This is a genomic window from Lacrimispora sp. (genome assembly GCF_046972725.1).
Lineage (GTDB): Bacteria > Bacillota > Clostridia > Lachnospirales > Lachnospiraceae > Lacrimispora.
In genome coordinates, this window is sequence record NZ_JBKVXF010000002.1 from 525,072 (window position 1) to 548,835 (window position 23,764).

The window sequence follows — 23,764 nt, forward strand, 5'->3', positions numbered from 1 at the left end:
ATAGGAGCTGTATAAAACGGTGAATAATCCGATCCTCTGATACTTGGAAAGATTTTATCCGCTTAATTATATCATATATTTGATGAAGGTTATAGTTATGCTTTTCGACAGCAAAGACAGCTTAAAGGAATAATCTAACCTTTTCAAACTACCCTTAGCTGTGCTATACTTTTGTAGGTGAATGTAAGGCTTTGCAAAATGAAGCGCAGACCATAGGGCTTTCGCCAGGTCCCGGCTGTGTTTTACAGGAAACCGAATGACAGAATCAGCACATATAACATGTGCTGCCGAAATTTATCCGTGGTAACAGAAGGTCCGGGTCAGGGGTCAGATAGAGATAAATTTAATTCATGGAGATTAAAAGGAGAATTTATGCAATTTAAAGAATTAAATATTATGCCTGATATCATAAAGGCATTGGAGAAGGAAAACTACGATATTCCTACTCCCATACAGGAAGAGGCAATCCCTGTGATATTAAGCGGCAGGGATTTGCTTGGCTGTGCGCAGACAGGGACCGGAAAAACAGCTGCATTTGCCATACCCACGATTCAGCTTCTCAGCGAAGAAAAAGTGACTTCTCAGTCAAAGCAAACCATAAGAGCATTGATCGTAACGCCGACCAGGGAGCTTGCTTTGCAGATTTATGAAAGCTTTAATGCTTATGGGAAATTCACTGATTTAAATTGCTGCGTCGTCTTTGGAGGAGTCTCTCAAAAGCCCCAGGAGGAAAAATTAAAGCAAAAGGTAGATATCCTTGTGGCAACACCTGGAAGATTGCTGGCCTTAATCGATCAGAAGATCATTCATATAGAACATATCAAAATATTTATTCTGGACGAAGCGGACCGTATGCTGGATATGGGATTTATCCATGATGTGAAACGGATCATTGCCAAAACACCTTTAAAAAAGCAGACTCTGCTTTTTTCCGCTACCATGCCGCCGGACATTGCCAGGCTTTCAAGTACGATTTTAAAGAATCCTGCTAAAATAGAAATCACACCAGTATCATCAACCGTGGATACTATAAAGCAGTATCTGTATTTTGTAGATAAAGGCAATAAAAAGGAATTGCTCTTGCACATCCTGAAAGATAAGAATATAGAGTCAGCTCTGGTGTTTACACGCACCAAGCACGGGGCGGACCGGCTCATTAAGCAATTATCAAAAAGTAATATAACGGCCCAGGCAATCCATGGGGATAAATCACAGGGAGCCCGCCAGAATGCTTTAAATAATTTTAAGAATAAAACATTGCGGATATTGATAGCAACGGACATTGCAGCAAGGGGAATCGATATCGATGAGCTGACTCATGTATTTAATTATGATCTGCCGGATACACCGGAGACTTATGTACACCGGATCGGACGTACAGGAAGGGCAGGACTTGAAGGAACTGCAATCTCCTTCTGTGATTTTGATGAAAAGGGACAGCTTGATGACATCGAACGGCTAATTGGCAAGAGATTGACAGAAAGAAAGGATCATCCCTATCCATTAATGAATAACTTCCCCACCATAAAGGTGGTTCAGCCGAGAAGAGAAGGGCCGAAAAATACAACCCGGTCCAATTCACAGAAATCAGGGGCATCTCAAAAAAGAGGGGGTACTTCATCACCGGAAAAAAAGTTTCGAATGACTGCAGACGGAACTCTGAAAGAGAAACGGAATTATAACAAATTCTCTGTGAAGGCTAAAAAGTTCTGACAGGCCGCACCATTAAAAGTGAGAGTACTGCAGACAAAAGATTTAAGGAAGCCTTTGAGAATCTCATGACAAAGGCACTGGATTTATAATATTAAACTTTTTATGCCGCCGGATATGGCGGCATTTGTTTGCAGGGCAGTCTTTTTATAAACACCCTGCTATGCCAAACAGCATAAACTCAAGGGATCTGTCAGCATATAGGCAGGTCCCTTTTTCTGTGGTAAAATATAGGAAGCAATTAAAAGCTTTCTTAGTTGTTATAAAATACCAAATGTCTTGACTAAGAGTGGCAAAAGGATCGTCAAAGAAGGAGGAAATAAAAATGGCAGTTGTAAAACTTCCCTTTGGAAGGGAAAAAATCAGTGTAAACATTCCTGACACCCGGTTAAACGGGCTTCTTATGTCAGGCGCCAACAGCTATCAGGCAGATGGAGAGGAGGAGGAACTGGTCAAAAAGGCCATGGAGCATCCCATTCAATCCCCAAGGCTTAAAGAACTGGTGAAGGGAAAGAACAATATTGTTATGATTGCAAGCGACCATACCAGACCGGTTCCAAGCCGGGTGATCGCACCGGCAATCATTGAGGAAATCAAAGAAGGAAATCCACAGGCAAAGCTGACAATCCTTATTGCCACAGGCTTTCACAGGTCCACCACCAGGGAAGAATTGATTGATAAATTCGGCTGGGAAATCGTTGACCGGCCGGATATCCGCTTCGTGATCCATGAAAGCCAGAAGGAAGAGGATATGGTTTTTATTGACACTCTGCCCTCTGGAGGAAAGCTTTTGATCAACCGGGTGGCTGCAGAGGCGGATCTTCTTATTTCGGAAGGCTTTATCGAACCTCACTTTTTTGCCGGATTTTCCGGCGGAAGAAAAAGTGTGCTGCCGGGCGTATCAAGCGGAGTGACGGTCATGGCCAATCACTGTTCCGAATTTATTGACAGTCCTTATGCAAGAACCGGTATCCTGGAAGGAAATCCGATACAAAAGGATATGATCTATGCTGCGGAAAAGGCAAAACTGGCGTTTATCGTCAATGTGGTGCTTGACGAAAATAAGAAAGTCATAAAGGCTTATGCCGGGCATTTTAATGAAGCCCATAAGGAAGGCTGCCGGTTTGTGGACCAGCTTTCCGGAGTGGATGCCATTCCGGCCGATATCGTGATCTCCACCAACGGCGGATATCCCCTGGATCAGAATATTTACCAGTCAGTGAAAGGCATGACAGCAGCAGAGGCAACCTGCAATCCGGGAGGTGTCATTATTATGGTATCGAGCTGCAGCGACGGCCATGGAGGGCAGTCCCTTTATGATACCTTTGCAGGGGGAGAAGATAAGAACCTGATTATGAAACGGTTTCTTGACACACCACGGGATAAAACCGTACCCGATCAGTGGGAAGCGCAGATTCTTTGCAGGATTCTTTTACAACATAAGGTAATCATGGTGACACAGGCACCCAGAGAAATGGTCCTTAACATGCAGATGGATTATGCAGACACGGTAGAAGAGGCGATTTCCATGGCAGATCATTATCTTTTAAAGGCAGATGGGAGAATCACTGTCATCCCTGATGGAGTTTCTGTAATCGTCAGGGACAGATCCCTTTCATCGCCTTGCAGCAAAGGATTACATAAGAATAAGCAATAACCAAACGAAAAAAGTAATCATAAAGTTCCGTCCATTTGCATAGAAACCTGCACAGAACTATTTTTATCCGAATAAACTGAATTGAGAATGAAATTACGTTGTAATTCAAGCGGTTTACAGGAGTTTGTATGGATAATATCAGTTATAGTAATGGAGCAGTAGCAAGTGCTGGATTACCTTATGATGATATAAACTGGTACAATATTGATGGGCAGCCCTTTGGTTCTGCCTCCGGATTCAATCTTATTGTATTCAACGATGCCAATAACATCATTGATGTGGAAGGCCCGGTTGCAATTGGCGGAAGCTTTTATACCCCCAGAGGCATGAGTGTTGGCTTTGCCAGAGACAGCGGCTATAGAGACATCGGTTACTCCCCTGATATGGTTCGTTTTTTGGTAGGGGGAAATGTATCAACCAACGGCCCTCTGGTTGTGGTCGGACACGTGGTTGGAGGCGGGGGATTTCGGGTAGCCAAGGGAAGCACCTACTTAATAGGAAAAGATGGTACAGCGGATCAACTGCAGGAACTAAAATATCTGTACCAAGCCAATGGGGGAAGTCAATACTGGACACCAACGGATAAAGGCGATCATTTTGTGGTTCCCAGTTACGATGTACCCAGATATATACCTGCAAGCAGGATAGAAGCGAACATACCGGAATTTTTTAATAATGCAAGGCAAAGTATCCAATACTTTAAAAACTGTATCGAAGCGCTGACACCAAATGGAAGTGTAGTGGATAATAATTACGAATGGATTTTAAGGGGGAATGATCCTGTACAGAATGTATTCCTTATTGATGTAAGACCAAACGGATTGATAAATAAAGGCATTCGTGCGGAGGTACCACAAGGAAGTACTGTTATCGTAAGGCTGAGAACAGGAGCGAATGCTCATTTGCAATATGGTTTGTATGGAGAAAGAGACAAAGCCAGTCAGACTCTGTATGTATTTGAGGATGCAACCAATATTTATATGGAAAAGTCTTCCGATTTCTGGGGAAGTATTCTGGCACCCCAAGCCATGTTCCACGCACATCCAACCGGCGGCCATGTGAGCGGCACTGCTGCTTTAGGTGCCTTTGCGGTTAATGCGGCCAGCGGCTTTGAGTTTCACTATTTTCCTTTTGCCGGAAGTGTAATGTGCCAGACTGTAGAACCGGCCCCTGTAGAGCCAGCTCCTGTGGTTCCGTCCCCTGAGGAGCAGCCAGCCCCTGTATATCCGCAGCCCGCTCCCTGTCCGACGCCGGAACCGTGTCCTGCGTGCCCGGAACCTGTCCAATGTCCGGCCCCAGAGCCATGTCCTACATGTCCCACATGCCCGACGCCAGAGCCATGTCCTACGTGTCCGACGCCGGAGCCATGCCCCACATGTCCCACATGTCCGACGCCGGAGCCGTGTCCCACGTGCCCCACATGTCCCACATGTCCGACGCCAGAGCCATGCCCCACGTGCCCCACATGCCCGACGCCAGAGCCATGCCCCACGTGCCCCACATGCCCGACGCCGGAGCCGTGCCCCACATGTCCCACATGTCCGACGCCAGAGCCATGTCCCACATGCCCTGCCTGTCCCGCATGTCCGGAGCCAAAGCCCTGTCCGGAATGTCCGGTCTGCCCTACATGTCCAACCTGTCCGGTCTGCCCGGAACCGGAAGCCTGCCCGGTCTGTGAGTGCTGTCTGGTGGAGCCATGTTTCCTCAGAGGCTGTATCTGCGGATGCCGCTGCTATAATAATCACGAGTGGGATGTAAAATTATACAACCGGTTTAACGGTGTTGATACTCTGCTGTTTTGTGTACGGATTAACAGTTACGGCTGCTTTGAATTTGAAGTTCCCTATGAAGGCTGCTACGTATTAAAGGTAAGACTGTCTGAAAGCAGCTGCAAGACATTCCGCTGCAAACCAATTCTTATCTTAAAAAATGTCGGGGTAGAGAACCTTATGATTGAATGATTTTATTTAGATTAGATGCAAATTCTATTTAAGAAACGGTAAGCCCGCAGGTTCCTGCTGAAACCTGCGGGCTTACCGTTTCCTCAAAGAAGACGATTTTATTTTTAAGCAGCCCGGCAACCCGGCAAAATTAAGGCTGCAATGGCAGCGGAAAATAAAGAAGGACACGTAAAAAAGAAGAACTCGACAGAAAAGGTTAAAAACCGACAACATTTAACAACTATTTAACACAACAGTACGAACAAATATATTATACTATAACTGTTAAGCACATTGGTATTGCTGAGTTCAGGATCGCATATAATTAATTTCGCAAATTCGATTCAATAAAGATAGACATGGTTAATAGCTGTTTGGTAGAATAAAGCTGCCACTCGAAACCTGACAAGGGAAGCTATACTATCATGTCTTGAAACGTTATCTAACTATATGACGAATTAATCAAATAATTAAAATGATTACGTACACACCCATGTGGTGGGAGCTTCTGGCGGACTGGTGCTGAGAAGACGAGTGTTCCGGAGAGAGTTACATATATCTGCACATGATCAAAGGAATAAAATTACTACATTTGGTGAGGTGATACTTATTATACCAAAGCTTAAGTGAATCCCTTGATTTCTCTAAATTTAAGAACTGCCCCAGGTGAGGATGAGGCACAGTAGGGTTCACGGGGGATATGAGGGTATGAAACTGGCCGGGAATAATAAAAAGAATTAGCTGATTGAGACTTGATCTATAAGAGATGGAGTCATAAGAGAAAGTGAAATCTTCCCGGTGGCCAGTCAGTTCTTACGTTGGTGTGTGATTGTTTTTGTCCCTATGGAATGATAATGTTTTGGCAACCAGATCGTTAAAGTGAATTTGCGAAAAATCTCTGACAGTACCGAGTTCAGCCTTATGCATAACTACTAACCTGAAAACACAAAGGAGAAACTATGGAACTAACTACCATCCTAGGCGTTATAGTCGGCTTTGTCGCTGTAATTGGCGCCATGATTTTTAAGCACATTGATTTTTCTGTCCTTATAAATCCGGCAGCCTTTTTTGTTATTATTGTGGGAACCGTTGCCACCATATTAAATTCATTCCCTGGTAAGAACATGAAAGCTATTGGATCTTTGTTTAAGATTCTTTTTACAAAACCTAAAGAACCTACAGAAGCTGAGATGATTGATTTGATTTATAATTTGGCAAAGCAGGCACGTTCGGAAGGACTTTTATCCCTGGAAGCCAAAGTAGAAGAGCTTAAAGATCCTTTTTTAAAAAAGGGTGTTCGTTTGCTTGTTGACGGTACCGGAGCTGATTTGATTGAAGAAATCCTGGAAACGGAGATTGCTGCCATGGAAAAGCGGCATGAAATCAATGCAAGCATCTTTTCCTCTGCAGGTGCCTATGCTCCGACCCTGGGCGTTTTGGGTGCGGTATTCGGTCTGATTGCTGCCATGTCCCATATTAATGACACGGATCAGATGGCGGAAGCGATTTCCGCAGCGTTTATTGCTACAATCCTCGGTATCTTTACCGGTTATGTATTATGGAATCCTTTCGCAAAGAAGCTGAAAGTAAAGAGCCAGCAGGAAGTAATGGCAAAAGAGATGATTATAATTGGTGTTTTATCCATGCAGAATGGTGATTCCCCCTTTATACTTAAGGAAAAATTAATTGCCTCTCTTCCTAAATCCAAGCAGAAGAAAATCATTGAACAAGACAAAAAGGATTAAGGTGAACATGTATGTCTAAAAAAAGAAAGCACGCACATCAGGAAGAGGAAGCCGGAGAAGCATGGCTTCTGCCCTATTCGGATTTGATGACCCTGCTGTTGGCGGTTTTCATTGTACTTTTTGCCGTCAGTAAGATTGATGCTAAAAAAGCACAGCAGATGTCCGAAGAGTTCTCCAAAACCATGATGGATAAAAGCTATAATGCCGCAGCTTCTTCCGGCGGTTCCGGCGGCCCCTTGAATATTGAAACACAAAGTGAGCTGGAAAGCTTTTTCGGTGAATACGAGCTTAGAAAGCTGGAAACGTTAAAAACCGAAATAGATACAAAACTCCACGATGGCAATATGGACCAGTCCGTATCAACCATGATTGATATGCGTGGCCTGGTGATCCGGCTGAATAATGCCGTACTTTTTGATTCGGGAAGTGCAAAGATTAATAAGCATGCGGATACCTTAAGTGAAGTGGCAAAAGTTCTTAATACCACAGATAATTACATAAGGATCGAAGGACACACGGATAACGTCCCCATCAGCCGGAGTTCCTATTCTTCCAACTGGGAATTATCTACTGCAAGAGCGGTCAATGTGGTCATGTATTTTGTAGATGAGTGTAATTTTCCTCCGGATAAACTTATGGCTGTAGGCTATGGAGAGTATAAGCCTGTGGGTGATAATAATACTGAGGAAGGAAGGTCGCAAAACAGGCGGATTGATATCATTGTTTTAAGTTCCCAGTATGATAATCTGGAAGAACATCTTGTGAAATAGTAATTGAGAATGTGATTTGTGTCAGGACATTTGTCCTGGCACTTATTTTTTTGCCAAATTCCTTTGTGATTTTTGGAAATTTTAGGAAATTGGGCTGTTTTTTTAAGGATATCATATTGATTTTACAAATAATTTACGGAAATATGATATATTATCTGCTGAATTTAGTTTATTATGTTATCCGTAAGTAATTTATTACGATTAAATTTTCGAGGAGAAAGATCAATGATGAAAAAGAGATTCAAGAGCGTAATGGCTGCTGTTCTTGCAGGAACTATGTTTACCCTTGCAGGCTGCGGTTCTTCAGCCACACAAACAGCATCTACTTCAACAACCGGCGGAGCAGAAGCTTCCACGGCAGCAAAAGGAAAAACTGTCATTGAATACTGGCATTGCAACGCAGAGACTCAGGGGGGACTTGCCGTAGAGGAGCTTGTTAATAAATTCAACGAAACCAATGACCATATTGAAGTAGTGGCAAAATACAATCCGGATATGTATAAGGGCCTTATGCAGAATCTTCAGGCTGAGGTGGCTACAGGAAACAGTCCTGCAGTTGTTCAGATTGGATGGGCGTTTCTGGATTATTTTTCATCGAACTTTGAATATACGTCACCTCAGAATATTATAGACCAGTTTTCCCCTGAGGATAAAACCTTTCTTCAGGACAACTTTCTTCCCAATATTCTTGAACTTGCTGTAAACAGCAGCGGGGAACAGGTTGGCATTCCTTATTCTCTCAGCACACCAGTTCTTTACATAAACAAAGATATTCTCAGAGAAGCGGGCCTTTCAGAAAATGGTCCTCAGACATGGGAAGAGGTTGACGAGTTTGCAAGAGCCATTAAGGAAAAGACAGGAAAATACGGTTTTTATATGCAGGAGCCAGCAGACTTCTGGGCACAGCAGGGGATGATCGAATCCAATGGTGCTTCCATGCTCACAAAAACAGCTGACGGTAAAACACAGGCTTCCTTTGCTTCCGAAGAAGGAGTAGAGGCTATGCAGATGATGGCAGATTTGATTAATGATGACGCAGGCCTTCACCTGTCATGGGAAGAAGGGGTTCAGAGCTTTATCGACGGCAACTGCGGAATGCTTTACACAACCATTGCAAGACGTGCAGCTGTTCAAAAGGGCGCACAGTTTGATGTGGCAACCGTGAAGTCTCCGACTTGGGGCAGCAAAGAGCGAAGGGTTCCGGCAGGCGGATGCTTCCTTGCGATTACGGCACAGGGAGATGAGCAGAAGGCGGCAGCATGGGAATTTCAAAAATACTTATACAGCGTCGAGTCTATGGCTGCGTGGACCATTGGTACAGGCTATGTTCCGCCCAGAAAAGACGTAGCGGATGCAGAAAACGGTCTGAAAGATTTCCTTGCAGAAAATGAACTGATGAAAGCAGCCGTGGACCAGATGAACGGTGTCGTATCCTGGACAGCATTTCCTGGAGATGCAGGTATGCAGGCGGAGCAGATGCTTCTTGATATGAGGGACCAGATTTTCGGCGGCCAGGTTTCCGCAAAAGAGGGCATGACAACGACTCAGGATGCCATTAACCAGCTTTTACAGTAAAATTGATTGGAACTGACAGCAGGTACTTTCGTCATGGTTCGGAAGTACCTGTATTATTATTTAGGAGGTCAAGACATTGAACCGGGAAGCTAAAAAACAAACCATTTTGGGATATTTATTTCTTATTCCTTCCCTTGTGGTCTTTGCAGTTTTTATGTTTTATCCACTTTTTTATACCTTATATCTTAGCTTTTTTGATTGGAATATGGTAAAGCCTGTAAAGAAATTTGTTGGTTTTGCGAACTATGCAGTACTATTAAGAGATCCAAATACATGGAAAATTATGGGGAATACCCTTGTTTATATTGCTGTACTTCTTGTCCTTAACTTTGTTATGCCTTATATTCTTTCCTTTATTCTTTCCGCAGTGATTAAAAAGGGCAAAGGTTTTTATAAAGCGGTATTTTTCCTGCCCAGTGTCATCTCACTTGTTGTAGGCTCTATTCTTTACATATGGATCTTGAATCCGATTTCCGGGCCGGTGGCAATGATACTGGGCAGATTCGGTATTACCATGCCCTTCTGGTCCAAGACAGAGGGATGGGTCATCGCAGTTTTATGTATCGTCACCTCATGGAAAACCTTTGGCTATAACTTTATAAACATTCTGGCCGGCGTTTCCGGTGTTTCCACAGAGGTGATTGAGGCGGCCCGTCTGGATAATGTTCCCACATGGAAGATTTTTGCCGACATTGTCATTCCTATGAGCTCGGCTACAGGTATTTATGTTTTTATAACAACCATTGTACAGGGGCTTCAATATGTATTCACGCCGATTAAGGTCATCACACAGGGCGGACCAAATTACGCCAGTTCAAACCTTATTTATGCATCCTATCATGAGGCGTTTACACTTTTTAAAACAGGAACCTCTTCTGCGGTTTCTGTTATGACCATGGTTCTGTTTGTCATACTTCTGTTTCTGGAATTTAAGTTCGTAGAGAAGGGAGTATATTATGAAAATTAAAAAAATGCAGGTTGGGTGGCATACGCTTTTACTGGCCGTGGTGTTTGTATTGCTGATTCCCATTTTATTTGCTGTTTCAAACTCATTTAAAACACTGCAGGATGCATTTAACACTATATTTGAAATCATTCCCGCCAATCCGACTCTTGAAAATTATGTACACGTTTTTCAGAAGCTGCCCTTTGCCAAAATAACAATGAATACATTTTTGATTGCGTCAAGTGTAACCATTTTTAAGACCGTAACAAGTTTATTTGCTGCTTACTCCTTTGTGTATTTTGATTTCAGGGGGAAAACAGTTCTTTACTTTATTATGTTGAGCACCATGTTTATCCCTTTTACAGTCACCATGATTCCCAACTACCTTATGGTTTCCAGAATGGGCCTTAGAGACTGTATCTGGGGGGTGGCGCTTCCTCAATTTGCTGATGTACTTGGTATCTTCCTGCTTCGCCAGGCCATGAGGGGAATTCCAAAGGCTCTGGTGGAAGCTGCCAGAATGGAAAACGTAGGGAACTTTAAAATCATGAAGGACATTATACTGCCTTTGGTCCGCCCGTCGATTCTGACAACGGGAATCATATTCTTCATCAATTCATGGAACGAATATGTATGGCCGGTATTGATTCTTAAATCAAAGGAAAATTATACCCTTTCTCTGGCGCTCCAGATGTATATCAGTTCAGAAGGCGGCACGGAATTTACCATTGCCATGGCAGTATCGGTAATAACCATGATCATCCCTTTGATTTTGTACATCATTTTCCAGCGTTTCATTATAAACACCTTTGCAGCATCCGGTGTGAAAGGGTAATGGAGATATTTCAGGAGGATAAGCACAAGAATGAAAAATATAGTATTTGAAAATGTAATGAAATCCTACGGGAAAAATGTAATTGTGAAAAATTTGAATATGGAAATAAAAGAAGGGGAAAGGCTGATCCTGCTTGGGCCGTCAGGCTGTGGAAAATCTACCACCCTGCGGATGATAGCCGGTCTGGAAGATATTACGTCAGGCAGGATCTATATGCATGGCAAGGTAATCAATGATATCCCCAGCGGAGAGAGGGAAGTGGCCATGGTTTTCCAGAACTACGCGCTTTACCCTCACATGACTGTAAAAGAAAATATTATTTACGGCCTTAAGGCTCATAAGATGGATCCTGCTGAAATCAGGAAAAGGCTTCAGGAGGTTTTGGAAATACTGGAGCTGAAAGGCCTTGAAGACAGAAAGCCAAAGGATCTTTCCGGCGGACAGAGGCAGAGAGTGGCTCTTGCCAGAGCCGTTGTAAAGCGGGCGGAGTATTTTCTGCTTGATGAGCCTCTTTCTAACCTGGATGCACAGCTCCGCCTCAGGGCCAGAAAAGAGCTTGTTAAGATTCATGAGCTGTATCAGCCTACCATGGTTTATGTGACACATGACCAGATTGAGGCCATGACAGTGGGAAACCGGATCGCTATTATGTATGAGGGAAACATGGAGATGCTGGATACTCCAAGCCGTGTTTATCATATGCCTGCAAGTATATTTTGTGCCAGATTTATCGGTTCTCCTTCTATGAATATTATTAAGGCAGAGTATGAAAAGGGGATGCTGGTCATAGGAAGTCAGACGGTAAAGCTTCCTGATATGTGGAGTAAAATTGCTGACAGGAATCCATCAGGAGAATACCGCATTGGAATCCGTCCGGAGCATGTGGTTTTAAATGGAGAAAGTAATGACCGTTCTCTGAAAGGAACGGTTATCTATGTGGAAGACTATGGCAACCGGTACGGTGTATATATCGATGTGGATGGTGGCGAAGACGAGCTGATTGCGATCTGCAGTGATCATGTGCCCCGTCCCGGTGAGAGCGTTTCTATTGCCATTGATTTCAATAAACTGCATTTCTTTGACGGAAAGAGTGAAAAATCACTAGGATATCCGGAGGAGATTAAAAAACTCAATGAGAAGTTGGATTTTTCTGCTGAGCTCATTGGCAAGGATTCTGAGAAAGGAAGCAGATGATGGATATTTTATTAAGTACCAATATGTATGACAAGGGGATGCTTAAGAGGGTGCTGAAGTATCTTTTGGAGTTTAAGGGGAGAATTGGTGTTGAGGTGTTTCCGTTATTCCAGGATGCAGGATATGAAGATGAATTGATAAATTGTATGAAGGTACTGGAAACCATCCCTTCAAGCTTTCATGGGCCTTATTACCGCGCGGAACACAGTGCTTTCAAAGGAAGCGAGGAGTATGTGAGAACTATGGATTATGTCCGAAAGACACTGGAATATTCCAAAAAGCTGAACAGCAAATATATGGTATTCCATCACAACAACTGCAAGGTAAAAAAAGAGCACAGGGAAGAAATGATCAGAAATTCCTGTGAGAACTACCGGGAAATAGAAGAACTGTTTGGAGAAGCCCAAATCCCAGTTTATGTGGAAAATGCAGGGGTGATGGACCGGGGAAATATGCTTTTTAACCAGGAAGAGTTTATTGCTTTGTGTAAAAATGAAAAATACAGAGTGCTCATTGATATCGGACACGCACATGCAAACGGCTGGAATCTCAGTGATACCATGGAGGCGTTAAAAGACCAGATTAAGGCTTATCATATCCATAATAATGACGGTATTCATGATGACCACAATCGGATTATGGATGGGACCCTGGATTTTGATAAATTTATTTCTGACTACAGAAGGTTTACGCCTGAGGCGGATATCGTGGTGGAGTACAGCAGGGAAGTGGCTGATGATGAAGACGGAATTAAGGAAGATGTGGATTATATTTTAAAAGCATTTCACTGATGTTTCATTTGAATATGTTTAAAAATGTCTGCCGGTTCAATCTTGAACCGGCAGACATTTTTACTTTTAAACCAGTGCTGTGCGGATGCCTGACCCTTTCATACCTGGGGAAGTATTACTCCCGGATGGAGAGATCCTTTGTCAGAGTATTAGAACTGCCAATGGATACAAGCTCTGATTTATAGCTTTTAATTTTAGCCATCAGTGCACTGTTTACACTATAGGAAGTATCATCAACAGAGTTATCAAATTCCCATGTGAAGTCCCCCTTGTTCATACGTCCGGAACGAGAGGTAACCACCTGAACAACTGCGTCCACATCATCAACGTCTGATGCGCTGACGCCGATATCTTTTAACGTATCAAAGTTATTATAAACCGTATTACCTGATAATGTCTTATAAGAACCGGGTACGGTTTCGTTTCTTTTAGAAGCTAAATATGCGTCAAAAGAAGTTGGATCGCCATCGGTTGTTCCATTATCTGAATTTGCATAGATCAGGCTTGCTGCATTTTCAATTTTATTATCAAATGCCTTGATGATTCCACCGTCTTCTCCTGAGAACGTGCCCTTGCCCAAAGCATCCGTTCCCTGTAAAGAACTCATCATCGGATATTTGCAGCTTCTGAAATAATTTGATTCTACAAATGCCGACCCTCCGCTCGTAATACCGACTCCGTATTTTGCATTGCCGTCATAGTAGTTATTGTAGATATGTATGGAACCCAGTCTGATACGCGGATGACGGGAATCTGAATGATCAAACCAGTTGTGATGGTAAGTAACAAAAAAATCTTTCGTTTCACTCAGACCGCAAAGGGAACTTTTTCCGGAATCCCAGAAGTGGTTATAGGAGAATGTTACATAAGTGGATGATTTTTTAATATCAGCGGAACCGTCCCCTTTTGCCTGATCGGCATCGGACCCTGCTGTTCCGTAAAAGATATCATTGTTATGTATCCAGACGTTGCAGTTATTGGTGTCAAGTGAGATGCCGTCGTCAGGAAACAGCATGATGCCTAAGTTACGGATTTCAACATTTCCGCAATTTCTGACCAGGATGCCCCAGCCATAAGCAGTAGCATCTTCCCCAATGCCTTCTAATGTCATATTCATTTCCGCATAGGAAGATTTTCCTTTTACCTGAAGATATCCGTTGCTGTTTAGCTGTCCGGACATATCATTTTTTGAGGTTTGTCCGATAAAACGGATAGCAAGCGGAGTTTCGTCGTAACCTTTTTGACGTAACGAAAGTATTTCCCCGATTCCGGTAGCTGTCTGCAATTTTCCGGATTTGTTTACGATAACGTCTAAAGTTACAGTTTTTGCTGTGTCAGGGGTTATGTAAATAACCTGTGCCCCATCCTTTAAGGTTCCGTTTTCCTCATAAGCGCCGGAGCCGGAGCCAAAGGTGGAATCGCTTGAAAAAGCAAAACCGGTTCTGTCGTGGGCACTTACAAAAAGAGCGTCGGATGCAGCACTTTCCTTTGAGCCGTTGGACAGGATGGCTTCCACTTTCATGATATATTGTCCGGCCGTAAGACCTACAGCATCTGCTCTCCAATATGATGGGTATTCTCTTATCAGCATATCATCAATTTGTGTATAAGATGAATCTCCTGCACTTGCAGGCTTGACATAAACATTGTAAGAAACGGCATTGTCAACGGGCTTCCATTTAATATAAGCACTTTCAGACCAGCCCCCGCTTTCTGTCAGTGTTATACTCTCTGCAAATGCAGGCAGGGAAAATGTACCGGATACCAGAATAAACAACAGTGAAAATACAAAAAGTTTTTTAGATATTGTTCTCCATTTTTTCATGATATTTGCTACCCCTCCATAAGAATTATTAGTATCCTACCCGAACAGTGACAAAGGAACCAATGGAATCACCCCTTTCTGCGGTGCGTTTACAGATACTTTTAGCATATACCCTGTCCAGGCGTATTTCAACTCAAGTGCAAAAATTATACATGTTAAGTGCCAAAATTTGCATATATTTGTATAATTTTTACATGGATTATATAAGTGCACAATATTAATAATAGAAAATGCATATTTTTATCAAGTTTTATATATGTCCGGAAGTATCTGTGTATCTGGTTTTTTAAATAATCCGCGGTCTGAAAATAGGACACACTTTTTAAGTCATGTACAAATATCTGATTTATTGGTATCATAGATACAGAAGCATACATTAACGAACGACAAAAGGATTGAAACAATATGAAACCATTGACCATTGGAATTTTAGCTCACGTGGATGCGGGAAAGACAACCCTGTCAGAAAGCATTCTTTATCATAGCGGTAAAATCGGAAAGCCTGGACGTGTGGATAAAAAAGATACGTATCTGGATACCTACGAACTGGAAAAGGAACGTGGAATCACCATCTTTTCCAAGCAGGCAGTATTTCCTCTGGGAGATATGACGGTCACGCTTTTGGATACACCGGGACATGTGGATTTCGGTGCGGAGATGGAACGGACCCTGCGGGTTCTGGACTATGCCATTCTGGTCATAAACGGAGCGGATGGTGTCCAGGGACATACCCATACGTTATGGCGGCTGCTGTCCATGTACAAGATACCTGTATTTGTGTTTGTCAATAAAATGGATCAGCCGGGGACCCGGAAGGAGAAACTGCTCCAGGAACTGAAAAAACAGCTCAGTGACAGCTGTGTGGATTTTTCCGGAGAAGATGCAGAGTATTTTTATGAAGAACTGTCCATGTGCAGGGAAGACATGATGGAGACTTATCTGGAACAGGGGAAAATAGAAGATGACATGATCCGGGATGCCATCATGGAGCGCAAGGTATTTCCCTGTTATTTTGGTTCTGCATTGAAGAACCAGGGAATCGGTTTCTTTCTTGCCGGGTTAAAGGATTATGTACTTTTGCCGGAATATCCTCAAGTATGGGGGGCCAGGATCTTTAAGGTCACGAGAGATGATCAGGGCAACCGTCTGACTCATTTAAAGGTGACAGGAGGTTCGCTGTCAGTACGGACAACCCTTTCCGGCAGCACATGGGAGGAAAAGGTCAGCCAGATCCGCATATATTCCGGGAACCGGTATGAGACGGTCCCGAACGCAGATGCAGGAACTGTCTGTGCGGTAACCGGCTTAAGTGAGTCAAGGCCTGGGGAGGGACTGGGCTTTGAGACGTTTCATCAGGAGCCGCTGTTAGAACCGGTGCTGTTTTACCGGATCCAGCTGCCGGCAGGCTATGATTCCAGACAGATGCTTCCTAAGTTCCGCCTTCTGGAGGAGGAGAATCCGGAGCTTCATGTGGTCTGGAATGAGGAACTGCAGGAGATTCAGGTGCAGATCATGGGAGAGATTCAGATGGAAATTCTGACCAGCATAATCAAAAGCCGGTTTGGAGTGGATATTGCCTTTGACGAGGGAAGGATTGTATATAAAGAAACCATTAAAAATACGGTGGAAGGCGTGGGGCATTTTGAACCCCTTCGCCATTATGCAGAGGTCCATCTTCTTTTAGAACCCGGGGAACCTGGAAGCGGACTGGTATTTTCAAGCAAATGCAGTGAGGATGTTCTGGCCAAGAACTGGCAGCGGCTGGTTCTGACCCATCTTGAGGAAAAGACATTCCGTGGAGTTTTGACCGGTTCCGCGATCACAGATATGAAAATTACTCTGGTGTCGGGGCGGGCGCATACGAAACATACCGAGGGAGGAGATTTCCGGGAGGCGACCTACCGGGCAGTCCGCCAGGGATTAAAACAGGCAGAATCTATCCTGCTGGAACCGTGGCATTCCTTTACACTGACACTTCCAAAATCTATGGTAGGGCGGGCGATGACGGATATGGAACGGATGGGGGGAATCTGTGAATTGTCTCATTCTGACGGAGAGATGGCTGAACTTACGGGAAGTGCTCCGGTCGCCACGGTAAGAAATTACCAGAAAGAGGTGGCGGCTTATTCAAAAGGGCTTGGAAGGCTTCATTTGACCTTGAAAGGTTATGAGCCATGCCATAATGCAGATGAAGTGATTGCAGCCATCGGCTATGATTCGGAGCGGGATACAGAAAATCCCACAGGATCGGTTTTCTGTGCCCATGGAACCGGATATCTGGTTCCGTGGGATCAGGTGAAGGATCATATGCATGTGGAAAGTTTTTTAAAGAAACAGGATACTGCCGGGGAAGAAGGAATTGCGAAAAACAGGTCTGTTCGTCAGGAGGAGCCTCTCATGAGCCTGGAAGAGATTGAACGGATCATTGAAGGCACTTATTCTGCCAATCGCGGGAAGAAATCCGGCATAACAAGATCCCATAGGGCTGGAGATATGGACCCTGCTTATTACAGGAAGTCCACCCCACCCAGAGAAACAAGGGAGGAGTATCTCCTTGTTGATGGCTACAATATCATCTTTGCCTGGCCGGAACTAAAGGCGCTGGCAGAGCAGAATTTAGACAGTGCCAGGCTTTCACTCATGGACCAGCTGAGCAATTATCAGGGCATAAGAGGAGGAACGGTCATTGTTGTTTTTGATGCCTACCGTTTGAAAGAGCATCCGGAAGAAGTGATTAAGTATCATAACATTCGGGTGGTCTATACAAAGGAAGCCCAGACTGCAGACCAGTATATTGAAAAATTTGCACAGGCAAACAAAAGCAATTACCGTATAACAGTAGCCACCTCAGACGGACTGCAGCAGATCATCGTAAGAGGAGCCGGATGCGGCCTTCTGTCTGCCAGAGATTTGAAAGAGGAGATGGAAGCGGCAGGGAAGAAGCAGCTGGAGGATTTTGAAGGAAAACAGCCGGGGAACCGCAATTATCTGATGGATTCACTTTCAAAAGAGGCAAAAGAAACCTTAAAGAACCTGATGCCGAAAAAGGAACCGGAAAAGTAATCCTTTTTACGGCAGGAATCGGTTATCCGTTTCCGCCAGGGTTTGAATAAAGGCCGGATCTTTCAGCAATGGTCTGGAAAACCCAAATAAATTGACTTTGCTGGATTCACAGACCTGTTTCATATCGGAGAGGGTACGGATGCCGCCGGTTAGTATCACTGGCGTATCAACCAGTTTTGATAGCTTGATTGCGGCTGTTTTATAATAAAGCCGTTCATTGGCTTTGTATTTGATCCATTGATTGCCGCTGATTTCAATGGCATCAATGCCTGCCTTTGCAAGGAGGCATCCCATTTCCAGAAATTCTTCTACGGTCAGTCCCTGTGGCGTTTCATCGGAAGAATTGATTTTGATCCAGATTGGATAGTCTTTTCCGACCTTTCTGCGAATGGCCTCATAAACTTCCAAAACGATGCGGAAACGGTTTGGCACAGAACCCCCATATTCGTCGGTCCGGTGGTTGAATAAGGGGGAAATAAACTGTGACAATAAATAGCCATGGGCACAATGGATCTGTACCCCATCAAAACCGGCAGCTTTCACCCGTCCGGCAGCATTGGCGAAGGCTTGAATGACCGTCTGGATATCCTCCTTTGTCATTTCCTTTGGGGTTATGCCGGAAACCGGATTTTTTACCGGAGAGGGACCAAGGATTTTAGCCTTTTCCTCATATCCCTGGCTTAAGGAAGAGCCGTGTACGATCTGCATTACGATCTTTGCGTTATAAGCATGGACAGTCTCTGCTAAATCCCGGTAGGCCTCAATAAAGCTGTCATTGTAGATTCCCAGCTGGTATTTTGCAGGCTGCTCGTAGTCTGTAATGTAAGTATAACTGGTGATAATCGTGCCAACACCGCCTTTTGCTAATTCCCGGTAGATGGACTTGACCACATCTGTGGGATAACCATCTTCGGTTGCTTTGCCTTCATAGGTGGCAGAACGTATAAAGTGATTTTTAACTTCCATATTTCCAATGTGTGTTCGTTCAAATAAGTTCATATCCATTCTCCTTTGATTTTTTTGAGATTTATTACAGTAATTGTATGCGTTTTTTATAAAGATTACAACGTTGCTGTCTCCCGGCTTCTGCGCTCTGCATATTCCATCAGTTCCCTTTCTGTGGCGGCTTCGCCCGGATACGGATAACGGATTATCTTTTTTTCAAAGGCCTGCCGGATCTTCCGTGCTTTTTGTTCATCCTTATCAAAAAGCAAGGCCCAGGCATATTCTGTCCGCTGTACGGAAGGATAGTTTTTCATGACCTTCATAAATTTTTTCTGTTTTCGGTCTGACAGTTCCATGAGGGCCTCCGTCTTCTTTCCGCCAACCAATTCACAGTAAATGAAGTCGGTTGTCATCAGTCTGCGATGCAGTCCGATGATTGCGGTATCCATCAAAAGCAGTCCGCGTATGGTCTCAGCCGCCTCGTGAAATCTTTTTTCCTCCATCAGTCTGCTGCATGCAATGGTACTTAAAAAAGCTGTCATACTGTTTTTCATGGCTTCCGGTGACGGTATTACAAACCATTCCCGGGGCATCTCTTTGACTGGTACCCCCTTTAAGCTAAGATCAGCAAATTTTAACTGAATCCAGAAGGAACGCAGACTTTCAGGGTCTTTGCCAAGGGATAAAGCGTTATAGCCGTCATTGCTTATCATATCAAGCTTTAGTGGAACGGCATTGATAAGTGAAGAAACAAACCCTGTTATAGCAGCGATAAAAAAGAAAGAGGACACAATCCCCGTCCCTTTGGTGAAATATGAGATCCATACAAATAGTAAAGAAACAAAAAAGTTTGCAATGGAACCTCCCATATTATAGAGAACATAAGGAAATCTTCCATCTTTCATCTCAGGAGGTGCCATCAGGCATTGCCCTCCGGTTCCTGTCAGTGAAAACCTCCGGAACTGGATGGAGCCCTCCTGCTTTATCCACATAAAGCTGCCTATACGGAAAGAGGAAAAACGGTAACCGGTCATAAGTCCAAATAACCAATGACCGCCTTCATGAACAATAATTTGCAGGAAAAGGGAAATATAGATCATAAGGAACATGCCAATGACAGAGAACAGGATGTCAGACATTGATTTTTTGCCATCCATAAACCGTTCGGTGTATTGTCCGATGTAGTAGCCGCCTGCAGCGCCAATGGGTATTATAAATAATATAAGAAGATATAGCATGCTTTTGGATTCCTGTTTTTGTTTTTTTGGGGTCACAGTGTTTACCTCCTTTAAAAAATCATTGTTTTAAATCGTTTCTATATCAGAAAATACTCCCGTATGTAAAAAGCCATCAAAAGATCAAATTTGATTTTAGAGTTGTTCAATTCCGTATCCAGAATGTCTTTGATCTTTTTCAACCGATAGATTACGGTATTCCGGTGGGTGTGCATTTTATCGGCTGTTTCCAGCAGATTGCAGTCGGAAAGCAGATAGGTCCGTAAGGTATCCATGTAGTCCGTATCGTGGGCGGCATCAAAGTCTTCCAGTTTTCCCAGATTCTTTTGATAGATGTTTTTCAGCATTTCAGGGTCAGAGGAGGAAAAAAGAATCTGGAAGATTCCCATCTCATCAAAATTCATGAAAGGTATGTTCCAGAAGGTTGCTGCTGCAAGGGCGAATCTGGCACGTTTATAACACAGACTGAATTCTTTCAGGGAATGGAAGTGATTGCTGATACCAAGAGTGATACTGTCACAGAATAAAAGTATGTCCAGTATGTCATGGGTGGAGATCTGGGAGGAGTGGTAAATCAATATCTGCTGGTGGTCATGCTCGAAAATATGGTATTTCAACTGACGGTGATTGAGAGAGAATGTCACTCTTGTGGTATTTTGCAGGTTTTGCAGAATGATAATCTGGTATTGGTCCTCTGTGGAGAAACCGTTCTGATTTAAGGTGAGAAGGGTATTTTCATAAAGAGGAGTCTGAAAGATGGCTCCCTGAAAGGCAGCCGTCAACACGTCCATGCTTTGGGTGCTTTGCAGTAAAATACGGCAGTAGTCCTGCATAATGTCCACCAGATGGATTTTCCATGGCATGGTAATTAAAGGGAAGCTGCTGTTTTTGCAAAATTCCATAATTTCTCCAGATAAGTCTTCCGGCTCAATGTATTGTCCTACATTGATGATGATTCCGCTGCAGCTGCGGGTCACCAGAGCGCAGATAAATTCAGAAAGAGTAATACCGCTTCTGGTAAACAGTCCTGTGGTGATGACCAGTTCCCCGCCTTTTAAAAAAGGCATATTCTGAAAATCTTCTGCCAGGTAGACCCAGGAGACAGAATTGGTCAGGCCGTTGTCTTCCGTGTGAAGCGTAAGACTGTATTTATCTTTTGTCGTGTGAAAGAGATCGGATATCTGTGTCCTCATATACATACCTCCGTAAGAATTAGGTTGAGTATATCATGATTTGTACTCAAAGTACAATAACTGAATAAAAAATTGGAGTCAGCGGACATTGCAGCCAGGAGGAGGAGGGAGTATAATTAGCAAAATAAATGATAGATCCGAGGAAAGAGGTGTTCTGTTTGAAGGAAAAATTCGTTGTTACCATTACAAGACAATTCGGAAGTCTTGGCAGACCCATTGCCCGGCTGGTCAGCGAGCGGCTGGGTGTCGAATACTACGACCGGGATATTGTGGAGATGGCTTCCAAGGACTTGAATCTTCCGGTATCTGCTGTCAGTGATGTGGAGGAAAGCGCAAAGTCGGCATTTTTCAATATGAATTATCCTCTGGGAATGGGAACTACCGCCATTCAGGATTCCATCTTTGCCGTTCAGAGGAAAATAATTGTTGATCTGGCAGAACGGGAGTCCTGCATCATTGTTGGCAGATGTGCGGACCATATTTTAAGAGATCATAAAAACATCATCAATATCTTTATCTATGCACCTTACGAAGCAAGGCTGTCCAATTGTATTGAAAGACTGAATATGAGGCCGGATGAAGCTAAAAAGATGATCGCATCGGTGGATAAGGCAAGAGAATCCTACCACAGACATTATTGCGGCTATCTTATGTCGGATAAGGACTACAAACATGTGATGGTGGACTCCAGTCTTTTAGGCGTGGAAGGAACCTGTGAGATACTCACGGATATCATCCGGAAGAAATTCCCACATCTGGTCTCTTAGTAAAGCAAACAAATAAATATCAGATCCCCCCGGGCAATGGAGCTTTTTAAAAAAGACATTGCTCTTTTTTATTGGAGAAACTTAAGGAAAGGCGGAGTGAAAGGAGGATATGGAAGATGCTGCAAATAAATAATCTGTCCAAATGCTTTGAGGATTTAGAAGTGCTGCGGGATGTAAACCTGACCGTAAAAAAGGGAGAGGTGGTGGTGATCATCGGTCCTTCCGGTTCGGGAAAAAGCACATTTTTACGCTGTATCAATCTGCTGGAGAAGCCTACAGACGGTGAGATCCTCTATCTTGGAGAAAATATTATCCAGCTTGGAAAAAAAGTGACGGATTACCGGAAGCAGGTTGGAATGGTGTTTCAGCGGTTTCATTTGTTCCCTTTAAAAACCGCTTTGGAAAATGTGATGTATGCCCCGGTGAAGTTAAACCGTATACCGGTCAAAGAGGCGAAGGAACAGGCAATGGAACTTCTTCGTAAGGTGGGGCTTGAGCACAAGGCAGAGACCTACCCCTCAGCCCTTTCCGGTGGGCAGCAGCAACGGGTGGCTATTGCAAGAGCACTGGCCATGAATCCGGAGATCCTGTTATTTGATGAACCGACTTCAGCCCTGGACCCGGAGCTGGTGGGAGATGTGTTAGAAGTAATGAAACAGCTTGCAGGAGAAGGAATGACCATGATCGTAGTGACCCATGAGATGGGATTTGCTAAAGATGTGGCGGACCGGGTGATCTTTATGGATGGCGGTTATGTGGTGGAAGAGGGAGCGCCCGGTGACATCTTTACGAGACCCCAGAATGAAAGAACGAAAGCATTCCTGTCCAGAGTGTTATAAGGAGGTGATATCTTGGAATTAAATTTCAGAAAAGCATTTGGTACATTGGGACCCAGTTTGTTGGGAGGCATCGGAATCGTCTTGTATATTACTCTTGCAGGCTTTGCGTTTGCACTGATTGCGGCATTGCTGATCGCAATTGGAAGGCTGTCAAAGAATAAGGTGCTCAGCCGTTTCCTGGCCATCATTATAGAACTGGTCCGGGGAACCCCTCTGCTTGTTCAGCTGTTTTATATTTATTATGTGGTGCCTGCCGTGATCAACGGAATCCTGACCGCTTTGGGGTATGAAGCCAACATGCAGTTAAAAGCATCAACCTGCGGAATCATCGGATTTGCGGTTAATTACGGCTGCTACATGTCAGAAGTCATCCGGTCAGCCATATTGGCCGTAGACCCCGGTCAGCGGGAAGCAGGCCTGGCTCTGGGATTCAGTGAACGAAAGGTCTTGTTTCACTTTATCATCCCTCCGGCTCTGAGAAACTCCGTACCTGTATTCGGCAATTATCTGGTCATGCTGATAAAGGATACGTCTTTGCTGGCCATGATATCCGTACAGGAGCTTCTGCTTCGGACCAAGACCTACGCGTCCCAGACATTTTTAACGGTTGAGGCATATACCATTCTGGCACTTGTGTATCTGATGCTCAGCATTCCCCTTTCCCAGCTTAGCGCAGTGGTGGAACGCAGGCTGAAAAGGACCCCATAGCGATCAAAGTGCCTGAAAACTGGAAA

General features: G+C 43.9%; 18 protein-coding genes. 14 read left to right on the plus strand and 4 right to left on the minus strand.

Features of this window, described 5'->3' with window-relative positions; all coding sequences use genetic code 11:
* Positions 1 to 372 precede the first annotated feature (372 nt).
* The 10 genes from ACLTWA_RS10790 (at position 373) to ACLTWA_RS10835 (ending at position 13,163) form a co-directional block, all read left to right on the plus strand.
* On the plus strand, positions 373 to 1,713 hold the full coding sequence (locus tag ACLTWA_RS10790) for a DEAD/DEAH box helicase (RefSeq protein WP_412327703.1): 1,341 nt from the start codon (positions 373 to 375) through the stop codon (positions 1,711 to 1,713).
* 322 nt (positions 1,714 to 2,035) lie between these two features.
* Positions 2,036 to 3,367, plus strand: coding sequence for a nickel-dependent lactate racemase (gene larA, locus ACLTWA_RS10795; protein ID WP_412327704.1), 1,332 nt, complete (start codon positions 2,036 to 2,038; stop codon positions 3,365 to 3,367).
* 128 nt (positions 3,368 to 3,495) lie between these two features.
* Positions 3,496 to 5,328, plus strand: coding sequence for a collagen-binding domain-containing protein (locus tag ACLTWA_RS10800; protein WP_412327705.1), 1,833 nt, complete (start codon positions 3,496 to 3,498; stop codon positions 5,326 to 5,328).
* 938 nt (positions 5,329 to 6,266) lie between these two features.
* Complete coding sequence (gene motA / locus ACLTWA_RS10805; protein ID WP_412327706.1) at positions 6,267 to 7,052, plus strand: flagellar motor stator protein MotA; 786 nt, start codon at positions 6,267 to 6,269, stop codon at positions 7,050 to 7,052.
* An 11-nt stretch (positions 7,053 to 7,063) separates the two neighbouring features.
* Entirely contained in the window at positions 7,064 to 7,822 is a 759-nt protein-coding gene (locus tag ACLTWA_RS10810; RefSeq protein ID WP_412327707.1) for a flagellar motor protein MotB, read from the plus strand.
* Positions 7,823 to 8,050: 228 nt separating this feature from the next.
* Positions 8,051 to 9,397, plus strand: a complete 1,347-nt coding sequence (locus ACLTWA_RS10815) for an ABC transporter substrate-binding protein (RefSeq protein WP_412328122.1) — start codon at positions 8,051 to 8,053, stop codon at positions 9,395 to 9,397.
* A gap of 76 nt (positions 9,398 to 9,473) precedes the next feature.
* Complete coding sequence (locus ACLTWA_RS10820; protein ID WP_412327708.1) at positions 9,474 to 10,364, plus strand: carbohydrate ABC transporter permease; 891 nt, start codon at positions 9,474 to 9,476, stop codon at positions 10,362 to 10,364.
* On the plus strand, positions 10,354 to 11,178 hold the full coding sequence (locus ACLTWA_RS10825; protein WP_412327709.1) for a carbohydrate ABC transporter permease: 825 nt from the start codon (positions 10,354 to 10,356) through the stop codon (positions 11,176 to 11,178). The genes ACLTWA_RS10820 and ACLTWA_RS10825 overlap by 11 nt, the downstream gene beginning before the upstream one ends.
* Positions 11,179 to 11,208: 30 nt before the next feature.
* Positions 11,209 to 12,372, plus strand: coding sequence for an ABC transporter ATP-binding protein (locus ACLTWA_RS10830; protein ID WP_412327710.1), 1,164 nt, complete (start codon positions 11,209 to 11,211; stop codon positions 12,370 to 12,372).
* Positions 12,372 to 13,163 (plus strand): sugar phosphate isomerase/epimerase family protein, encoded by a 792-nt coding sequence (locus tag ACLTWA_RS10835; protein ID WP_412327711.1) that lies wholly within the window; start codon positions 12,372 to 12,374, stop codon positions 13,161 to 13,163. Before ACLTWA_RS10830 ends, ACLTWA_RS10835 begins: the two co-directional genes overlap by 1 nt.
* 115 nt (positions 13,164 to 13,278) lie before the next feature.
* Here the strand turns inward: ACLTWA_RS10835 and ACLTWA_RS10840 are convergent, their stop codons facing one another.
* Complete coding sequence (locus ACLTWA_RS10840) at positions 13,279 to 14,988, minus strand: polysaccharide lyase family 1 protein (RefSeq protein WP_412327712.1); 1,710 nt, start codon at positions 14,986 to 14,988, stop codon at positions 13,279 to 13,281.
* Positions 14,989 to 15,393: 405 nt separating this feature from the next.
* Between ACLTWA_RS10840 and ACLTWA_RS10845 the strand changes: the two genes are divergently transcribed.
* Entirely contained in the window at positions 15,394 to 18,051 is a 2,658-nt protein-coding gene (locus ACLTWA_RS10845; RefSeq protein WP_412327713.1) for an NYN domain-containing protein, read from the plus strand.
* Positions 18,052 to 18,057: 6 nt separating this feature from the next.
* On the opposite strand, the gene ACLTWA_RS10850 is transcribed toward ACLTWA_RS10845, so the two are convergent.
* From ACLTWA_RS10850 to ACLTWA_RS10860, 3 genes are all read right to left on the minus strand, one after another.
* Positions 18,058 to 19,050: an NADH:flavin oxidoreductase gene (locus ACLTWA_RS10850; protein WP_412327714.1), complete on the minus strand. Its 993-nt coding sequence runs from the start codon at positions 19,048 to 19,050 to the stop codon at positions 18,058 to 18,060.
* A gap of 62 nt (positions 19,051 to 19,112) precedes the next feature.
* Positions 19,113 to 20,270 carry a M50 family metallopeptidase gene (locus ACLTWA_RS10855; protein ID WP_412327715.1) on the minus strand — a complete coding sequence of 386 codons (1,158 nt, stop codon included), beginning with the start codon at positions 20,268 to 20,270 and terminating at the stop codon, positions 19,113 to 19,115.
* Between the two features lie 41 nt (positions 20,271 to 20,311).
* Positions 20,312 to 21,424 carry a PucR family transcriptional regulator gene (locus tag ACLTWA_RS10860; RefSeq protein ID WP_412327716.1) on the minus strand — a complete coding sequence of 371 codons (1,113 nt, stop codon included), beginning with the start codon at positions 21,422 to 21,424 and terminating at the stop codon, positions 20,312 to 20,314.
* Positions 21,425 to 21,582: 158 nt separating this feature from the next.
* On the opposite strand from ACLTWA_RS10860, the gene ACLTWA_RS10865 reads away from it, so the two are divergent.
* The 3 genes from ACLTWA_RS10865 (at position 21,583) to ACLTWA_RS10875 (ending at position 23,738) form a co-directional block, all read left to right on the plus strand.
* Positions 21,583 to 22,191 (plus strand): AAA family ATPase, encoded by a 609-nt coding sequence (locus ACLTWA_RS10865; RefSeq protein WP_412327717.1) that lies wholly within the window; start codon positions 21,583 to 21,585, stop codon positions 22,189 to 22,191.
* Between the two features lie 116 nt (positions 22,192 to 22,307).
* The gene (locus ACLTWA_RS10870; RefSeq protein ID WP_412327718.1) at positions 22,308 to 23,030 is read left to right on the plus strand and encodes an amino acid ABC transporter ATP-binding protein; all 723 of its coding nucleotides are present in this window, start codon (positions 22,308 to 22,310) and stop codon (positions 23,028 to 23,030) included.
* 12 nt (positions 23,031 to 23,042) lie between these two features.
* A complete protein-coding gene (locus tag ACLTWA_RS10875) occupies positions 23,043 to 23,738 on the plus strand; it encodes an amino acid ABC transporter permease (protein WP_412327719.1) in 696 nt (231 codons plus the stop codon).
* The last annotated feature ends 26 nt before the right edge of the window (positions 23,739 to 23,764 follow it).